Consider the following 17,126-nt stretch of genomic DNA (forward strand, 5'->3'; position numbering starts at 1 on the left):
CTGCCGGACCCCGGCCGGATGGCCGGCCGCGACATGTCCGGCGCGTCTACTCTTGCCACCATGCGTGACGAGGCAACCCAGGAAGTCCGACTTGCGGTCGTGATGACCGGCGGAGCCAGCCTCGCCGTGTGGATGGGCGGGGTGGCCACCGAGATCAACCTCGCCGCCGGGGCCCGGGACGACCCCAGCGCCGGCGGCCCCGCGGACCCCACCGACGCGGCCGTCGCCGCCCGGTACGCCCGCCTGCTCGCGATCCTCGACGTGGAGATCGCGGTGGACGTCCTCGCCGGGACGTCCGCGGGCGGGATCAACGCCGCCATGCTCGGCTTCGCGAGCGCCCGGCGCGCCGACCTCTCGCCCCTGCGCGACCTGTGGCTCTCCCTCGGCTCACTGGACGCGATGATGCGCACCCCCGACGACCGGACCTTCCCCTCCCTGCTGCGGGGCGACGCCGTCGTGCTGCCCGCGCTGCACACCGCGCTCGCGGCGGTGGCCGCGACCGCCCCACCGCAGCACCGCCACGCCACCCGCCCGACGTCGATGTTCGTGACGACGACGATCCAGCGCGGCGAGGTCGTCGAACACACCGACTCCCTCGGCGGCACGATGTACGACGTTGACTACCGCGGACTGTTCGTCTTCGGCACGCCCGACCTCGTCGACCCCGGGGCCATCCCCCGCCTGGCGCTCGCGGCCCGGGCCAGCTCCGCCTTCCCCGGGGCGTTCGAACCCGCCTACGTACCCGTCGGCCACCCGGTGGACGACGCCCATCCGGACATGGCCGCCTACGTCAACAGCGGCCGTTCCTTCCACGCCTCGGACGGCGGGATCCTGGTGAACCGGCCGATCGGACCGGCGCTCGCCGCCATCTTCGACCGGCCGGCCGAACGCCAGGTCCGCCGGGTGCTCACCTACGTCGTCCCGTCCGCGCGCCCGGCACAGCTACTTCCTCAGCAGCCGACACCCAGCCCGCCGAAGGCCGGGTCGCCGGACCCGCTACCAGCCCCGCCGTCGGTGACCGCCACCCTGCTCGGGGCGCTGGACGCGGCGCTCAACCAGTCCATCGGCACGGACCTGGCCGCGTTGCGCGCACACAACGACGCCGTCCGCGGCACCCGTACCGCCCGGCGCCGCCTGCTCCGGCTCGCGCCGGCCGGCACCGCCCGCCTCGCCGACGACGCCGTCTACCGCGCCTACCGGCGGATCATGGCCGAGCAGGTCGCGACGCCGGTCGTCGAGGCACTGCTGCGCGTCCTCACCGACCGCGCCGACCTGCCCCGCCCGCCCGACGCCGACGTGATCCGCGGCGACGCGGCCGGCCGCGTCGGCATCACCAACGCGGCAACGGCCGCCGCCCTGGCGACCCTGCCCGACCACCTGCCCGGTGCCGCGGACCTCGGCGAGCTGTGGAAGCTGGGCCAGCCAGCCCTGGACGCCGTCAAGGGCGTCCTCATATCCATGATCAACGAGGGTTACGTGCTGTGCGCGGTGCCGGCGGCACGGGCCCGGCTGGCCCGGCTGCTCGCCGCCGTGCACAGCGCGGCCGGACCGGCGGGAGCCCCCGACTCCGCCTCCCTCTACACCTCCTCGCCCCGGCCAGGTGTGTTCACGACCGTCACCGCGACCCTCGCCTCGATGCCCGGCGCGCCGACGCTCGACGTCGCCGCCGAGGCGACCCGCCGATGGTTGCGCGTCGATCCGGCCGGTGGGCACGGCTCCCAACGACTGGCCGACGCCTGGAGCGCGCTGCGCGACGCCGCGGTGGACGTCCGCGCCGAACTCGCCGCCCTCCTGCGGGACGGGAACCCGCCCGCCGGCTCGCCGATCGGACCCGGGCTGGTCCAGCCGGTGGGTCTCAGCGTGCGCCAGCGCCGGGAGCTCGCCGCGCGCGTTCTCACCGACTTCGTCGCCTACCTGCCCACGTCCGGCGACCAGGCCGTGATCGCGCTGCTCGACCTGCATCTCGTCGAACGGGAGAGCGGCGGTGCGGCGCCGGACCAGCCGGTCGAACTCGTCCAGCTCAGCGCGGACCTCCCGACCGCCCTCGACCCGCGGCGCCGACTGGCCGAGGACAAGCTCACCGGGCTCGCGCTCGGAAACTTCGCGGCGTTCGCCAAATCGTCCTGGCGCGCCAACGACTGGATGTGGGGACGCCTCGACGGTGCCGGTTGGCTCGTGCGGATCCTGCTCGACCCGCGCCGGCTCGTTCTGCGGCGTGACCTCGCCGTATCCCCCGACGCGCTGGCCGAGCCGACCACCTCCGGGCCGGTCGACCAGGCCGACGCGGACCGGTCCGACGAGCGGGCGTTCGCCCGCCGAGGTTGGCTGTCCGGGCTGGTGAGCGACCTGGCCGAGGTGGCGGGGACGCCGGCGCCGCAGGAGGTCCTCGCCGAGCTGGACTTCCTCACCGATCCGGATGCGCCGGTGCCACCGAGCCTGCCGCAGTCCGCCACCTGGGTCGCCGCCGGCCTGCAGCGCGACATCGCCGGCAAGGAACTCGTCGAGCTCGCCCGGGCGGTCCGCGCGGACAACGCCAGCGGCCTCGACCCGCGGCCCACCGCCGGTTTCCTCACCGCCGTCGAGCGCGCCCTCGCCGCACCGCCCACCGCTACCACCATCTCCATCTCCGGCACCGGCACCGGCACCGGCACCGCGCCGCCGGCCGAGCCGCTCTCGACCGGGAAAAAGCCTGCCGGAACGCTGCCGCGAGCGGCGGTGGACGAGGTGATGCGGGCCTGCGAGGTGCCGGGAGAACGCATCACCGATCCGGCGCAGGGGCCGATCCTGGTGACCTCGCTCGCCCAGATCGTCGCCGTGGCAACGGCGTGGGCCGCGTCGTCACGGTTCCTGCCAAGGCCGGCGTGGCCGGCGGCGTTCCTGGCCCGGGTGGCGGCCCGAGTGGGATTCGAGCTGGTGCGGGACGTGGCGCACCGACGTCGCCGGGTGATGATTGCGTTCGGCGCGGCGCTGGTGGGGCTGGGTATCGCGGGTGGCCTGATCTTCTCCGGCGCGCTGGGCGCCCTGGGCATCGCGCTGGGGTTGCTCGGACTTCTGGTGCTGGGGGTGCCGAGCTGGCGCCGGCTGCCGGGCGGTCTGGCCGTCGCGGCGGCGGGCCTTCTTGTCGTGATCGCGGCCGCGGGCGTCATCCCGGTCCTGCACGACCGGCTGTTCGACTGGCTGCGGGACGACGTCGTGCCCTACCTCGACCGCCATCCGTGGGCGTGGGCGACCGTGTTCGCCCTGCTCGTCGCGCCCGGCGTGTGGTCGCTGGCCGAGGCCGTCACGACCCGTCGCGCCCGCCGCCGCGGCTGATCTCTCCTCGGCCCCGGCGTCAGGACACGTCCGACCAGCTCAGCGCGCCGTTCGGGTCACGCAGGCAGGACAGCGGCCGACCGCTCGGATCACGCACGAGCCGCCCCATGTCGGCCTGCTGGCACGTGCCGCCTACCTGCGGCGATGCCTGCGTCGCCACCGGCGGCTGGGTGGCCCACCGGCCGAGCCCCCCGGCGGAGACTCCGCTGGTGTCGGGGATGCAGAACAGCGTCAGGCCGTTGACGGCCGGTGCGGGGCCCGTGTTCTGATCCGGCGCGCACGCCTCGCCGACGAAGACCGCGGAGGGCAGCGCGGTGGGCACGCCCGCCGCGCCACCGGCTTCGGGCGCCGCGGCGGCAGGGGTGGGGGTGGCCGCGCGAGGTGGCGCGGTGCCACCGGTCCCTGACCCCGAGGCCGACGACCCCGAGGCCGACAACGCAGGAGCCGACGACCCGGAACCAGATGATCCGGAGCCGGACGCGGCGACGCCGGGACCGCTGGCGACGGAGCCGTCCGGCGCCGTGGGCGGCGCACCGGTGGGTGTCGCGGTGGGCTGCGCGGTCCCGGCGGTCGGAGCGGCCGGGCCGGACGCGGCGCTACCGGGCGCGATGGCCTCGTCCGCCGGACCGCCGGACCGCGAGCAGCCGGCCGACAGGACCCCCAGCAGACCGACCGCGACCGCGGCCAGCGCCACCCGGCTGATCGCGCCTACGGGTGTCTGCCGAAGGCACTGCGGGCGGACACGGGCGGACCCGTGGCGTCCGGGTGCGTGCGCACCGCACACGGCGTACCTCCCGTCGCAGGTCGGGAGCCGAGTCATACCCCGATTCGGGCCGCTCGACCTGGACCCCCACCTCAGCTTAGGGAGCGTCTCCCGCGCACCGGGGCGACTTTCCGGGAACCGTGCCCATCAGAGCCATGAACCCACGCCAGGCCACGGGCATGCCACACAGAGCGAGCGAAGGGAGCGCCGCCCACCTGGCAGTCCGCGGCGCGCGGCTGGCTGCCCAGCCGCGCATGTCCGCCGGCACCGGTGACCGTTGGTGACTCCCGTCCGGGCGCGGCCAGGTCACCCGACCAGATCCGCGGCGCCGACGGCGGCGCGATCCGCCGGCCCGGTGGAGTAGCGGGAGTCGACGGGGCGCAGCGAACCGTCGACCGCCATCTCCAGGGCGACCTCGTCCAACGGCACCGCGGCCCGCGCGGACAGCGGCGGGGCCGGCGGCTGGGTGCCGAGCTCGACCCAGCCGACCAGCTCCTCGCCGTCGGCCAGCCCGAATGCCGCCCGCACCGGCGCGCTGTCCAGCAGGGGCACCGACTTCCAGGCCGACGCGACGCCGAGCGCGTGCGCGGCCAGGCAGATGTTCTGCGCCGCCGCGGCGGCCGAGGCATCCTGCTCGGCGACGGGCACCCTCGCCGCGACCCGCGCGGCGATGACGGCGATGAGCGCCGGCGAGCGGGTCGCCTTCCCCGCGGCCTTGCGCACGACCGCTTCCGGAAGAGTGCCGACGGCTTCGGCCGCCTCGGTGATCGCCGCGGCGAGGGCGGCGCGCGCCTCGCCGCGCACGACGACGAACCGCCAGGGCCGCAGCATCTTGTGGTCGGGCGCGGTGGTGGCGGCGCCGAGGATCACGGCGAGCTGTTCCGTCGTCGGACCGGGTTCGACCAGCCGGGTCGCGGTACGGCGCGTCAGGAGGCAGGTGAGGGCGTCCATCCGGACTCCGTTCTCGGCAAATTCGATCTTCGAAGCGAGTCTGATGTTCACGGCAGTTCGATGTTCACGGCGAGTTTGATGTTCACGGCGAGTTTGATGTCCACGGCGAGTTTGATGTCCACGGCGGGTTTGATGAGGAACCCTCATCATGAGGTGGGTATACCTAAGATGATGCCACCATCACCATGGACGAGACGGACGAGGAGGCGTCCCGGATGCCCCGACCGGACACCGGCGACGAGGTCGTGAACCTGTTGCTCGCGGCCGGCCACCGCGTGCGGTCGGCTGTGGACGAGACGCTGCGCACCAGCGTCGGGCTGACCCTGCGGCGGTTCAAGGTGCTGCAACTGATCGCGGACACGGGGCCGTGCCGCCTGCGGGATCTCGCCGACGCCGTCGCGGTCGCCCCGCGGACGATGACCGAGACCGTGGACGGCCTGGAGGCCGACGGCCTGGTCGCCCGCCGCTCCCACCCCACCGACCGGCGTGCCGTCCTGCTCGCGCTCACCAGAGCCGGCCAGCAGACCGTGCTCGAAGGGCAGCGGCGGCGGACCGAGACGGTAGCCACGTTCACCCGGCATCTGAGCCCGCAGCAGCGCGCCCGGCTCGTCGAACTGCTGACCTCGATCAGCGACGCGCACACGGTCCGCTAGGGCGTGGTAGCCCGCGGGTGGGCAGTGGCCGCAGGCAGGTTACCGTGGAAGGTGTCCCGTTCGGACCATCCGCCGGGAGGTTCCCGTCACCGCCGTCGTGCACGTCGACCGCCTGGCCAAACGATACGGGTCCCACCACGCCGTCCGGGACGCCTCGTTCCGCGTGCACGCGGGGACGATCACCGGGTTCCTGGGGCCGAACGGATCCGGCAAGACGACGACGTTGCGCGCCCTGCTGGGCCTCGTGCGGCCGACCTCCGGGCAGGCTCACGTGTTCGGCCGGCGCTACCGCGATCTCGATCATCCCGCGCGGCGCGTCGGCGCGGCGCTGGGCAACGCGTCCCACCCCGGTCGCACGGCTCGTGACCATCTGCTGGCGCTGGCGCGCCCGCTGGGCGTCGGTCGCAACCGGGTCGAGGATGTGCTCGCGACCGTCGGTCTCGACGCCGCCGGGGACCGCGTGACCGGCGGTTTCTCCCTGGGCATGCGCGGGCGACTGGCGCTTGCGACCGCGTTGCTCGGCGACCCGGAGTTACTCGTCCTGGACGAGCCCAACAGCGGCCTGGACCCCGAGGGCATCCACTGGCTGCGCTCGTTCCTGCGGGGGTGGGCGGCGCAGGGCCGCACCGCGCTGCTGTCCAGTCACGTGCTCGCCGAGGTGGCCCAGACGGTCGACCACGTCGTCATCATCAACCAGGGCCGGGTCGTCCTCGACGCGCCCGCGGCGGAGCTCGGCGCGGCGCACGGCTGGGTCGAGGTCCGCTCCCACGACGCGGCGCGGCTCGCGCCCCTGCTCGCCGCCGAGGGCCTGGCGCCGCGCCGCCGCGGCGCGGACGGGTTGGCCCTGCCCGGCGGCGCTGCCGAACTGGTGGGCCAGGTCGCCGCCCGCCACGGCATCGCCCTGCTCGAACTGCACACCCACAGCCCGGACCTGGAAGAGGTCTTCTTCGCCCGTACCCGCCCGCCGACGGACGACGAGCCGATGCACGACGAGCCGATGCACGACGAGCCGGAGAGCGTGGCGTCGGCCCGGCCGCTGCCCGCGGGAACGAGCGGGCGGGGCACCGGCGGGCGCCGCCAGCGATGAGCGGGCAGCAGGCCGGGGTCGCCACCCTCGCGCGCACCGAGCTGTTCAAGATCGCGAGCAGTCGCCGGCAGGCGGTCGCCCTGCTGGCGGTGCTCGTCCTGCATGTGCCGCCGATGCTGTGGGGCGGGCAGGACGCCGACGCGAGCTGGAACGGGCTGCGGTCGCGCTCAGGGCTGTTCGTCGCCTACGCCGTGATGGCGCTCGGGATCCTGATCGTCGCCCAGGAGTACCGGTACAGCACGGCCGCGCTGGCATTCCTGGCCGTGCCGGGCCGCCGTCCCGTCACCGTGGCCCAGAGTCTTGTCGTCGCCGCCGTCGGCCTCACGATCAGTTCGGTGCTGTTCGCCGCGTGGCTCACCGTCGGGGTGCTGCGCTACGGCGCCGCCGGCATGCATCTGGACCGGCCGGGCCAGGTCGTCGCCGCCTGGGCCGTCGTCGTGGTCACGGTGTGCTCGGCGGGCGTGCTCGGTGTCGGCGTCGGCACGATCCTGCGCGGGTCGACGGCCGCGCTGCTCGCCCTCGGCTGCTGCGGCGCGCTGGAACCGCTGCTGGACGTGACCCGTTTCCGCGGTCCGGTCACCGCTCCGCTCGGCGTGCTGGCCTGGCCGACCTCCGAGCTGGAGATGCCCTCCCTGGTCAGCGCGGTGTGTTGGGGGGCACTGGCCCTGCTCGGGGCCCTGCTCGGCGTGGGACGGGATGTCCCGTCATGATCGAGGCATCGCTCCCGGAGGGCGGCGGCATCCGCGGCAGACGGTTCGCGGGCGCCCTACGACACACCGAGGACTGGATCGTGGCTTCCCAGGACCGGAACGTGGCATCAATGTGGGACGGATCACCTACGACGCGTCGGGTCGACGCATCACCCACCGCGCCAGGCCGAGATCGGCCTACCATCCGGCACATGGTGCCGTGCCCGACATGCGCGGAGGAGAATCCGGAGCGGGCGCGCTTCTGCTCTGGCTGTGGCAACCCCCTGCCCACGTCCGGCAGCGGTGCGCGCAAGACCGTGACAATCATGTTCGTCGACATCGCGCGGTCGACGGACATCGGCGAGAAGATCGACTCGGAACCGCTGCAGCAGGTCATGTGGCAGTTCTTCACCACCGTGCGCGAGGTGATCTACAACCACGGCGGCTCGGTGGAGAAGTTCATCGGCGACGCCGTCTTCGCCGTGTTCGGCATCCCGATCCTGCACGAGGACGACGCGCTGCGGGCGGTGCGCTCGGCGCTGGACATCCGCGCCGCGATGGAGGCCCTCAACGCCGACCTGCAGCAGCGGTGGGACCTGCGGCTACGGGTCCGGATCGGGATCAACACCGGCGAGGTCACCGTCGCCGGCGGCGGCGTCACCGGCGACGCGGTGAACGTCGCCTCCCGGCTGGAGAGCGCCGCCCCACCCGACGAGATCCTCATCGGCGACAGCACCTACCGCTTCATCCGCCCCAGCGTGACGGTCAGCCCGGTCGGCCCGCTCGTCGTGCAGGGCAAGCGGGACCCGCTGCGGGTGCACCAGCTCACCGGCCTGGTCGACCCGACGGCGGGGCCGGGCAGCCGCGCGCCGGTCCTCGGCTACACCGCCCCGGTCATCGGCCGCAACCGCGAGCGCCGCCGGCTCCAGGACGCCTTCGAGGCCGTGGTCGAGGAGCGCACCTGCCACCTTTTCACTGTGTTCGGCTCGGCGGGCATCGGCAAGTCCCGGATGGTCGGTGAGTTCTGCGCGTCCCTGACCAGCCGGGCCACCGTGCTCTCCGGCCGCTGCCTGTCCTACGGGGAGGGCATCGCCTACTGGCCGCTGATGGAGATGGTGCGCCAGGCGACCGGGCTGTCGGCGGACGAGAGTGCGCCGGACGGCCGGCGCCGGCTGCGTGAACTGCTCGACGGCGTCGAGCAGGCCGCCGAGATCGTGGAGGCGCTCGCTCCGCTGGTCGGCCTCGGCGGCGCCGCGGCCGGCCCGCAGGAGAGCTTCTGGGCGGTGCGCTCGTTCTTCCAGGCCCTCGCCGTGCGCCGGCCGCTGATCCTCTGGTTCGACGACGTGCACTGGGCCGAGCAGACGTTGCTCGACATGATCGAGAACATCGCCGACTGGTCCCGCGACGCGCCGATCATGCTGCTCTGCCTGGCCCGCCAGGAGCTGCTGGAAGATCAGCACCACTGGGGCGGCGGCAAGTTCAACGCCACCTCGATGCTGCTCGCGCCGCTGACCGAGGCCCGCTGCCAGCGGCTGATCCGCAGCCTGATGGGCTCCGACGACCTCGACCCGGCGCTGGTCGACCGCATCACCACCTCGGCGGCCGGCAACCCGTTGTTCGTCGAGCAGATGGTGGCCGCCCTCGTGGACGACGGCCTGCTGCGCCGCGAGGGCAACCGCTGGCTGGCCACCGGCAGCCTGCGCAACGTCACCGTGCCGCCGACGATCTCCTCCCTGCTGGCGGCCCGTCTCGACCGGCTCGAACCGGCCGAGCGCCGGGTGCTGGAACGGGCTGCGGTCGTCGGCGAACGGTTCTACCTGGACGCCGTCATCGACCTGTCCGACCCGGCGGAACGGCCGCTGGTCGTCGCGCACTGCCTGAGCCTGGTGCGCAAGGAACTGGTCCACCCCGACCGCTCCGACCTGCCCGGGGTGGAGGCCTTCCGGTTCCTGCACATCCTGCTGCGGGACTGTGCCTACGAGTCGACGTCCAAGCGGCGCCGGGCCGACCTGCACCAGCAGTTCGCCCACTGGTTGCAGGCCCGGCTCATCGGCGGCCCGGGTGAACATGACGAGCTGGTCGGCTACCACCTCGAGCAGGCGTTCCGGTACCGCGTGGAGATCGGCCTGCGCGGGCCGGAGACGATCGAGCTGGGCCGGGCGGCGGCGACGTGTCTCATCGAGGCGGCCGACCGGATCCGCCAGGGTGACGAGAGCGGCGCCGCGCACCTGCTCAAGCGAGCGATCACGCTGCTGCCCGAGACCGACCCGCTGCGCCTGCGGGCCGAGATCGACATCGGCTGGGCGCTGTTCACCTTCTTCGGGCAGTTCTCCAACGCCGAGCTGGTCCTACGGCGCGTCACCGAGCGGGCGCGCCGCGCCGGCGAGGACGGGCTACGAGCGCATGCCAGGCTCGCCCACCTGCGCGTCCTGTCCTCCACCGATCCGGAGGGCCTGGTCGCCACCACCCTGTCGGAGGCGGCGGCGTCGCTGGCCATGTTCGTCCGCTCCGGGGATGACGTCGGCGCCGCGCTGGCCTGCCGCAGCCAGGCGAGCGCCTATTGGGTCGCGGGCCAGATCACGGCGGCCGAGCGGGCCATGGAGAGCGCCGTGCACCACGCCGAGGAGTCGGGCGTGCCGCGTTCCGCGCAGTCGTTGCGGCGCGAACTCACGCTGCTGGTGAGCCTCGGCCCGCGGCCGGTCACCGCCAGCCTCACCCGGGCCAGCGAGGCCCTGGAAGCCGCCGGAGACGACCGGGCGCTGCGCCGCGCACTGCTTGCCCAGCTCGCCGTGCTCACCGCGATGTCGGGCGATCTGGAGGCCGCCCGCATCCACCTCAAGACCGCGGAGGAGATCGTCCACGACCTGCGGGGCCTGCGGGTCGACCCGCATCACGGCGGGTTCGTGGTCGCCCGGGTCGCGCTGCTCGCCGACGAGCTGCCCGTGGCCGAGCGCGAGCTGCGCCGTAGCTGCCGGTCGCTGTCCCGGATGGGCGAGCGGGCGCTGTTCGCCAACCGGGCGGCCGCCCTCGCCGACGTGCTCGTCCGACTCGGCAAGCTGGACGACGCCGGCAAGTGGGTCACCCGCTGCCGGGACGCCGCGGCCGCCGACCAGTTGCCGGCCCAGGCCGGCTGGTGCGGGGTGCATGCCCGGATGCTGTCCCTGCGCGGCCGGGACGCCGAGGCACTGCGGTTCGCCGACACCGCCGTCGACCTCACCGGGCGCACCGACGACGTGGACGGCCAGGGGCTGGCCCTGCTCGCCCGGGCCGAGGTGCTGTACCGCTCGGGGCGCAAGGACGACGCCGCCGAGAGCCTGGAGGCCGGCGTCGACCGCTACCTGCGCCGCGGCAACGTCGCCGCGGCGAACCTCGGCCGGCGGCTGTTCGAGACCCTCGACGCGGGTCCGCCGGCCGCCGGCTGACCCAGCTCACCCCAGCAGGCCGCGCAGCCTGGCCTGCTCCTGCAACCAGAGCAGCTCCTGGGCCCACAGGCGGAGCCGTTCCACCGCGACGAGCTGCAGGGAGAGCGCCTCGGCGACCGGCGGCCGGCTGAGCGCCTCGATCCCGCCCGGCGACCACTGCCAGCCGGCCTCCTCCTCGCAGACCCGCCGGTAGGCGGCGCGCCGCAGGGCGATCTCGGCGAGGGCGTAGTCGACCTGCTCGGCGAGCAGGCGGATCCGCGCCAGCAGATCCGCGTCCGCCACCGACGGACGGCCGCCGTAGGCGGGAAAAGATACGGGCCGCACAGACATGTTGGTGGAAGCGTACGAGCGTGGCGTCCCCGGGAACAGTGGCGGGGATAGCCATAACGGTGACGCGGCCCCGGTTCGGACGGCTACCCGCCGCGGGTGAGATGGCTGCGCGGAGGTGATCCCACGCGGCGGAGGGGAAGGTCTACCGTGCGGCGCGAGCGGCGGCGCCGCCGACGATGTTGGACGCCGGCCTGGGGGTTCATCGGTGAGTCTCACGCCACCCGTTCTGTTGATCGTGCTCGGCTTTCCGCTCCTCGTCATGGCAGGAATGTTGATGATGAGTGGAGTCGAGCGGAAGCTGACCGATTCCCGTGCGGCGGTGGCCAGATCCGACGGGGAACCGGCCGTCGACGGCCCGGGCAGCGGCGAGCGGGAGGCGACGGCCCGGCCGGCCGAGCAACCCGCGGACGGGCGGACCACTCGGCCGACACTTTTGGGCCCTTTTGCGACACATGACGCGGCGACGATACCGCTGCGGTTTCGCTACCGAGCGTGACCATCGCCGCCGAGGCGATGCCGGCCGCGGCCGCCCCGCCGTCCTTCACCGCGACGATGCCGCTGGCCGCCGCGGCGCCGAGGGCCGAGCCCGGGACGGGCCGGCCTGGGCTGGCCGGGCCGGGGACGGCGGCACCCACACGTCCGCTCGCCGGCCAGCCGTCGCTGACGACCTGACCCGGCGCGCGGCCCACACCCCGACCCGCCCAAGCCCGACCCGCCCAAGCCCGACCCGCCCAGCCGGACCAGTATCCGCCGGGGCGGGCCAGCGCCAGGGTCAGCCGTTGCGGGTGGTGTCGCTGACCCGCAGGCGACCGTCGAGGCCGGTGTCCCGCAGCAGGGCCGTGAAGGCCGGGGTCGCCGAGGAGATCCGCAGCTCGGAGTGGACGCGGCGCAGCAGCAGGTCGGCGCGCAGCAGGGCGGCGAGCCCCGGAATGTCGATCGACCGCAGGCCCGCCACGTCCACCGTCACCGTTCCGCCGCCCCGGCCGAGCAGCTCGCCGACCTGCTCGCGGAACCTCAGCCTGCCGGCGGTGTCGAGCTCACCGGCCAGCTCGATGAGCACGTCCTCACCCGAGCGCCGGACGGACATGGTGAGGGCTCCGGCGTCGACCCGCATCGTGCCCGCCCCCCGAGGTCCTCGTCGCCGCACGGGGCCGACCCCCCTTACTTACGGAGAGTAACATGACGAGGTCGGCCCGCCGCCTTTCTCGGCCGTCGCTCAGCCGTTACGCAGCCGCCTGATCAGCGTGTTCGTCGAGCTGTCGTGCCCCAGCGCCGAGCCGGCCGGCGCGGTCAGCTCCGGCACGATCCGGCCGGCGAGCACCTTGCCGAGCTCCACTCCCCACTGGTCGAAGCTGTTGATGCCCCAGACCGTCCCCTGGGTGAAGACCTTGTGCTCGTAAAGGGCGATGAGCTGCCCGAGAGTGAACGGGCTCAGTCGGGACGCGAGCAGGGTGTTGGTCGGCCGGTTACCCGGGAAGGTGCGGTGCGGGACGAGCCAGGGCTCGACGCCCTCCGCGGCGACCTGTTCGGCGGACTTGCCGAAAGCGAGCGCCTCGGTCTGGGCGAGGAAGTTGGCCATCAGCAGGGCGTGCTGGTCCGGCCCGTCGGCCGCGCCGACACCCGGGTGGTTCGGCTCGACGAATCCGATGAAATCGGCGGGCACGACCGAGGTGCCCTGATGCAGCAGCTGGTAGTAGGCGTGCTGTCCGTTCGTGCCGGGAGTACCCCACACGACCGGGCCGGAATCCGTCCGCAGCGGCCGGCCGGCGAGATCGACCCGTTTGCCGTTGCTCTCCATGTCGAGCTGCTGCAGGTAGGCCGGAAAACGGCCGAGGTACTGGCTGTATGGCAGCACGGCATGGGTGTCGTACCCGAGGAAGTCGCGATACCACACCCCGATCAGCCCGAGCAGGACGGGCAGGTTCCGCTCGAACGGCGCGGTGCGGAAGTGGGTGTCCACCGCGCGGAACCCGTCGAGGAACTCCCGGAAGTGCGCCGGCCCGATCGAGATCAGCACCGACAGGCCGATCGCCGAGTCCACCGAGTACCGACCGCCGACCCAGTCCCAGAACCCGAACATGTTCTCGGTGTCGATACCGAACTCGGCGACCTTCTCGGCATTCGTCGACACCGCCACGAAATGGCGGGCGACCGCGTCCTCACCGAGCGTGGCCGTCAGCCAGGCGCGCGCGGCCCGGGCGTTCGCGAGCGTCTCCAGCGTGGTGAACGTCTTGGACGCGACGATGAACAGCGTCCGCGCCGGGTCGAGATCCGCGGTCGCCTCCCAGATGTCGGTGGGGTCGACGTTGCTGACGAACCGACCCTCGATGCCCCGGTCGGCGTAGTCGCGCAGCGCGTCGTACACCATCGCCGGCCCCAGATCGGAACCACCGATGCCGATGTTGACCACCGTGGTGATCCGTTCCCCGGTGGCACCGCGCCACTGGCCGGAACGCACCCGCTCGGCGAAGGCCGACATCCGGTCGAGCACCTGGTGCACCTCGGGCACCACGTTCTCGCCGTCGACCTCGATCCGGGCGTCGGCCGCCGCCCGCAGCGCCACGTGCAGGACCGGCCGGTCCTCCGTCACGTTGATGCGCTCGCCGGTGAACATGGCCTCGATCCGCCCGGCCAGCCCGGCGCGGCGCGCCAGCGCGACGAGAAGGTCGACCGTCTGTCCGGTCAGCAGATTCTTGGAGTAGTCGAGATAGAGCCCGTCGGCTTCAGCGGTGAACGTCTCACCGCGGGTGGGATCGGCGTCGAACAGTCCTTGCAACGACACCGCCGACATCTCGCCGAGATGAGCGGTCAGCGCCGCCCATTCCGGCGTCGTGGTGATGTCCGGCGCGGCGGCCGGGGCAGTGGGCTCGCTTGTCGACATGACGTGGGACACCCTTCCTCACAAGGTTCAGCACGTTCCGCCACGACAACTATCGCCGGCCGGGGTTCATCGCCATCCGTGCCGAAGCAGCGTCTTCCGTGGCCTGCGGCACGTCAGTTCGAGCTCCCGGTGCGTCATCTACGGCTGTGGCGGTGCCGACGCTCGTCGACCATCGCAAGCATGCCCATGTCGCCGATCCGACGTCGGGAGGCGCCCCCGGACGGGCGCCGGAATGGGAAGGTCGAGGTCGTAGGATCGCCAGGAACCCGGCGAACGTGTCAATGCTGGCCAGGACGCTCCGGTCGGGACGGGACAGCGGTGCGCCCAGTGGCCGACGGCGTTAGCGGACGGATCTGAACCTTGCTGATTGACAGATCACTGGTGGAGGCGGCGCTCCCGGGTTACTCCGTCGAGGGCGACCTGGGCCGGGGTGGGTACGGCCTCGTCCTGGCCGGTCAGCACCGGCTCATCGGCCGCAAGGTGGCCATCAAGATCCTTCTCGACACCTCCGACGACCCCGAGCTGCGCGCCCGCTTCCTGTCCGAGGCGCGGGTCCTGGCCGAGCTCGACCATCCGCACATCGTCCGCATCCACGACTACGTCGAGCACGAGGGCACCTGCCTGCTCGTGATGGAGCTGCTCTCCGGCGGGACCCTCAAGCAGCGCATCAGCAGCGGCCCGCTGTCGCCGGAGACGACGGTCTCCGTCGGGCTGGCGGCCGCGGCGGCGCTGTCCACCGCGCATGCCCAGGGCGTGCTGCACCGCGACGTCAAGCCGGACAACATCATGTTCGACGGCGGCGGCCTGCTGAAGGTGACCGACTTCGGCATTGCCAAGATCTTCGACGGGGCGGAGACGACGGCGAGCGCGATCCTCGGCACGCCGCGCTACATGGCCCCCGAGCAGATCATGGGCGTCCGGCTGTTCCCGTCGACGGACCTCTACGCCCTCGCCGGCGTGCTCTACGAGATGATCGCCGGCCGGCCGCTGTTCGGCCGCCAGATGGCCGTCCAGCCGCTCACCCACCACCATCTGACGATCATGCCGGAGCCGCTGACCACGGTCCCGCCGCCGGTCTCGATGGTGATCATGCGGGCCCTGGCGAAGGACCCGAACGCCCGCTTCGCCGACGCGAACGACTTCGCGCTGGAGCTCGGCCGCGCCGCCAGCCGGGCCTTCGGCCCGAACTGGCTGTCCCGTTCCGAGGTCAAGCTCCGGGTGGACGACGAGATCCGCGACGCCGCGCTGGGCGTGTCGACGACCCCCCGGCCCGCCCCCGGCGGACCGGGGGGATATCCGGGCTCGGGCCCGCGCCCCGCGGGGTACCCGGGCACGCCAGGGGCCTTCGGCGGACCTGGCGGCGGACGCCCGGGCGGCGTCGGACCGGGCGGGATGGGCCCGGGGGGGATGGGGCCGGGGGGGATGGGCCCGGGGGGGATGGGCCCGGGGGGGATGGGCCCGGGGGGAGCTGGCCCGAGTGGGCCTGGGCGCCCGGGCGGACCTGGCGTCGGCTACCCGCCCGCCGGCTACCCGGGGCGTCCCGGCCAGGCCATCCCCGGCACGGCGGCGCCCGGCGGGCAGTCCACGCCAGGGCAGGCCGGGCCGGGACCAACCGGGCCAGGACCGACCGCGCCGGGTGACGCCGGATTCACCAACGCGCCGACGGCGCGTGGCGGTCCGGGCCAGCAGCCGGGCGGTTGGAACGCGCATCAACCCGGCTCGACCCCACCGTCCCGCACCCCGCCACCCCGGCCGCTCGGCGGCGGCTACGGACCCGGCGGGCCTGCCGGCGCCGGAACGCCCGCCGGTGGGCCGTACGGTCCGCCGCCGCGCGGGTCGGCGCACTCCGCGCACCGGGGCGGGCCTGGTCAGGGCGGCGGTACGGGCCTCAGTCGGAAACAGACGACATGGCTCATCGCTGGGACGGCGTTCGTCTTCATCGCGGCGATCACTGTCGGCATCGTGCTGGCGGTGGCGAACTCCGGCGGCGGGGGCGACGGCGGATCAGGCGGCCGCCCGGCGGTGACGGCCAAGGCGTACGTGGGCCCGGCGCTGACGGTGCAGGGGCTCAGCCCGTACAGCCTGTCGATCCAGCCGGACGGCGCGCTGCTGGTGTCCAGCCTGGCGACCGACCGCGTCCAGAAGATCACCCCGGCCGGGGTTGCGAGCGACTTCGCCGGGACCGGCGCGGGCGGGATCAGTGGGGACGGCGGCCCGGCCACCTCCGCCCAGCTTGACGGCCCCGGCTCGACCGTGCGCGACAAGGCCGGCGACGTCTTCATCGGGGACGCGAAGAACAACCGCATCCGCAAGGTCACGCCGGCCGGCGTGATCACGACGGTCGTCGGCACCGGCACCGCCGGCTACGGCGGCGACGGCGGCCCGGCCACCGCCGCACAGATCAACAGCGCCGAGAAGGTCGTCGTCGGGCCCGACGGCAGCCTCTTCCTCTCCGACTACGAGAACCACCGCATCCGCAAGGTCGACCCGAACGGCATCATCAGCACGTACGTCGGGACCGGTGTCGCCGGCTACACCGGCGCGAACGGGCCGGCCACCCAGGCGAAGATCAACGGTCCGAACGACCTCGCCATGGGCTCCGACGGCACGCTCTACTTCGCCGACCTCGGCAGCGACACCATCCAGAAGGTCACCCCGGACGGCATCATCAGCACGATCGCCGGCACCGGCGACGGCGGCTACTCCGGCGACGGCGGACCGGCCACGGCCGCCAAGCTCAACGTGCCCTCGGTGTCGCTCGGACCCGACGGCAAGACCTTCTACATCGCCGACTACCGCAACAACCGGATCCGCAAGATCGACCCGAACGGCATCATCACCACGATCGCCGGCACGGGTGTCGAGGGCTCCTCCGGTGACGGCGGCCCAGCGACCGCCGCCCAGTTCAAGAACCCGAGCTCGGTGGTCGCCGACGGCAGCGGCTCGATCTACATCTCGGACAACGGCAACGACCGGGTCCGCCGCATCGACCCGAACGGCACTGTTTCGACCATCGCCCAGCCGGGCTGAGCCCCGCG

At 73.5% G+C, this 17,126-nt stretch carries 12 protein-coding genes; 7 read left to right on the plus strand and 5 right to left on the minus strand.

Going from position 1 to position 17,126, the window contains the following annotated elements; genetic code table 11:
* Positions 1-60 precede the first annotated feature (60 nt).
* The gene (locus MXD60_RS07025; protein ID WP_283097965.1) at positions 61-3,312 is read left to right on the plus strand and encodes a patatin-like protein; all 3,252 of its coding nucleotides are present in this window, start codon (positions 61-63) and stop codon (positions 3,310-3,312) included.
* A gap of 19 nt (positions 3,313-3,331) precedes the next feature.
* Here the strand turns inward: MXD60_RS07025 and MXD60_RS07030 are convergent, their stop codons facing one another.
* Both MXD60_RS07030 and MXD60_RS07035 read right to left on the minus strand, forming a co-directional pair.
* Positions 3,332-4,006, minus strand: coding sequence for a hypothetical protein (locus MXD60_RS07030; RefSeq protein ID WP_248818160.1), 675 nt, complete (start codon positions 4,004-4,006; stop codon positions 3,332-3,334).
* A gap of 375 nt (positions 4,007-4,381) precedes the next feature.
* Entirely contained in the window at positions 4,382-5,026 is a 645-nt protein-coding gene (locus MXD60_RS07035; RefSeq protein WP_248818202.1) for a nitroreductase family protein, read from the minus strand.
* Positions 5,027-5,211: 185 nt separating this feature from the next.
* Here MXD60_RS07035 and MXD60_RS07040 point away from each other — a divergent pair, with 185 nt between their 5' ends.
* From MXD60_RS07040 to MXD60_RS07055, 4 genes are all read left to right on the plus strand, one after another.
* Entirely contained in the window at positions 5,212-5,679 is a 468-nt protein-coding gene (locus tag MXD60_RS07040; protein WP_308222392.1) for a MarR family winged helix-turn-helix transcriptional regulator, read from the plus strand.
* 97 nt (positions 5,680-5,776) lie between these two features.
* The gene (locus MXD60_RS07045) at positions 5,777-6,766 is read left to right on the plus strand and encodes an ATP-binding cassette domain-containing protein (protein WP_248818161.1); all 990 of its coding nucleotides are present in this window, start codon (positions 5,777-5,779) and stop codon (positions 6,764-6,766) included.
* Positions 6,763-7,476: an ABC transporter permease gene (locus MXD60_RS07050; protein WP_248818162.1), complete on the plus strand. Its 714-nt coding sequence runs from the start codon at positions 6,763-6,765 to the stop codon at positions 7,474-7,476. Before MXD60_RS07045 ends, MXD60_RS07050 begins: the two co-directional genes overlap by 4 nt.
* 191 nt (positions 7,477-7,667) lie before the next feature.
* The gene (locus tag MXD60_RS07055; protein ID WP_248818163.1) at positions 7,668-10,877 is read left to right on the plus strand and encodes an ATP-binding protein; all 3,210 of its coding nucleotides are present in this window, start codon (positions 7,668-7,670) and stop codon (positions 10,875-10,877) included.
* Between the two features lie 6 nt (positions 10,878-10,883).
* Here MXD60_RS07055 and MXD60_RS07060 read toward each other — a convergent pair whose 3' ends face one another.
* Complete coding sequence (locus MXD60_RS07060; protein WP_248818164.1) at positions 10,884-11,207, minus strand: hypothetical protein; 324 nt, start codon at positions 11,205-11,207, stop codon at positions 10,884-10,886.
* A 492-nt stretch (positions 11,208-11,699) separates the two neighbouring features.
* On the opposite strand from MXD60_RS07060, the gene MXD60_RS07065 reads away from it, so the two are divergent.
* On the plus strand, positions 11,700-11,879 hold the full coding sequence (locus MXD60_RS07065; RefSeq protein WP_248818165.1) for a hypothetical protein: 180 nt from the start codon (positions 11,700-11,702) through the stop codon (positions 11,877-11,879).
* Positions 11,880-11,979: 100 nt separating this feature from the next.
* Here MXD60_RS07065 and MXD60_RS07070 read toward each other — a convergent pair whose 3' ends face one another.
* A complete protein-coding gene (locus tag MXD60_RS07070) occupies positions 11,980-12,321 on the minus strand; it encodes an STAS domain-containing protein (RefSeq protein ID WP_248818166.1) in 342 nt (113 codons plus the stop codon).
* A 102-nt stretch (positions 12,322-12,423) separates the two neighbouring features.
* Positions 12,424-14,088, minus strand: coding sequence for a glucose-6-phosphate isomerase (pgi, locus tag MXD60_RS07075; protein WP_248818167.1), 1,665 nt, complete (start codon positions 14,086-14,088; stop codon positions 12,424-12,426).
* Positions 14,089-14,448: 360 nt separating this feature from the next.
* Here pgi and MXD60_RS07080 point away from each other — a divergent pair, with 360 nt between their 5' ends.
* Positions 14,449-17,118 carry a serine/threonine-protein kinase gene (locus MXD60_RS07080; protein WP_248818168.1) on the plus strand — a complete coding sequence of 890 codons (2,670 nt, stop codon included), beginning with the start codon at positions 14,449-14,451 and terminating at the stop codon, positions 17,116-17,118.
* The last annotated feature ends 8 nt before the right edge of the window (positions 17,119-17,126 follow it).

It is taken from the genome of Frankia sp. AgB32, assembly GCF_023243045.1.
In the GTDB taxonomy this organism is placed as follows: domain Bacteria; phylum Actinomycetota; class Actinomycetes; order Frankiales; family Frankiaceae; genus Frankia.

Bases quoted from the DNA above. Each gene is read 5' to 3' on its own strand.
- MXD60_RS07025 (WP_283097965.1), top strand. From the start codon at position 61: ATGCGTGACGAGGCAACCCAGGAAGTCCGACTTGCGGTCGTGATGACC.
- MXD60_RS07035 (WP_248818202.1), bottom strand. From the start codon at position 5,026: ATGGACGCCCTCACCTGCCTCCTGACGCGCCGTACCGCGACCCGGCTG.
- MXD60_RS07040 (WP_308222392.1), top strand. From the start codon at position 5,212: ATGGACGAGACGGACGAGGAGGCGTCCCGGATGCCCCGACCGGACACC.
- MXD60_RS07050 (WP_248818162.1), top strand. From the start codon at position 6,763: ATGAGCGGGCAGCAGGCCGGGGTCGCCACCCTCGCGCGCACCGAGCTG.
- MXD60_RS07055 (WP_248818163.1), top strand. From the start codon at position 7,668: ATGGTGCCGTGCCCGACATGCGCGGAGGAGAATCCGGAGCGGGCGCGC.
- MXD60_RS07060 (WP_248818164.1), bottom strand. From the start codon at position 11,207: ATGTCTGTGCGGCCCGTATCTTTTCCCGCCTACGGCGGCCGTCCGTCG.
- MXD60_RS07070 (WP_248818166.1), bottom strand. From the start codon at position 12,321: ATGCGGGTCGACGCCGGAGCCCTCACCATGTCCGTCCGGCGCTCGGGT.
- pgi (WP_248818167.1), bottom strand. From the start codon at position 14,088: ATGTCGACAAGCGAGCCCACTGCCCCGGCCGCCGCGCCGGACATCACC.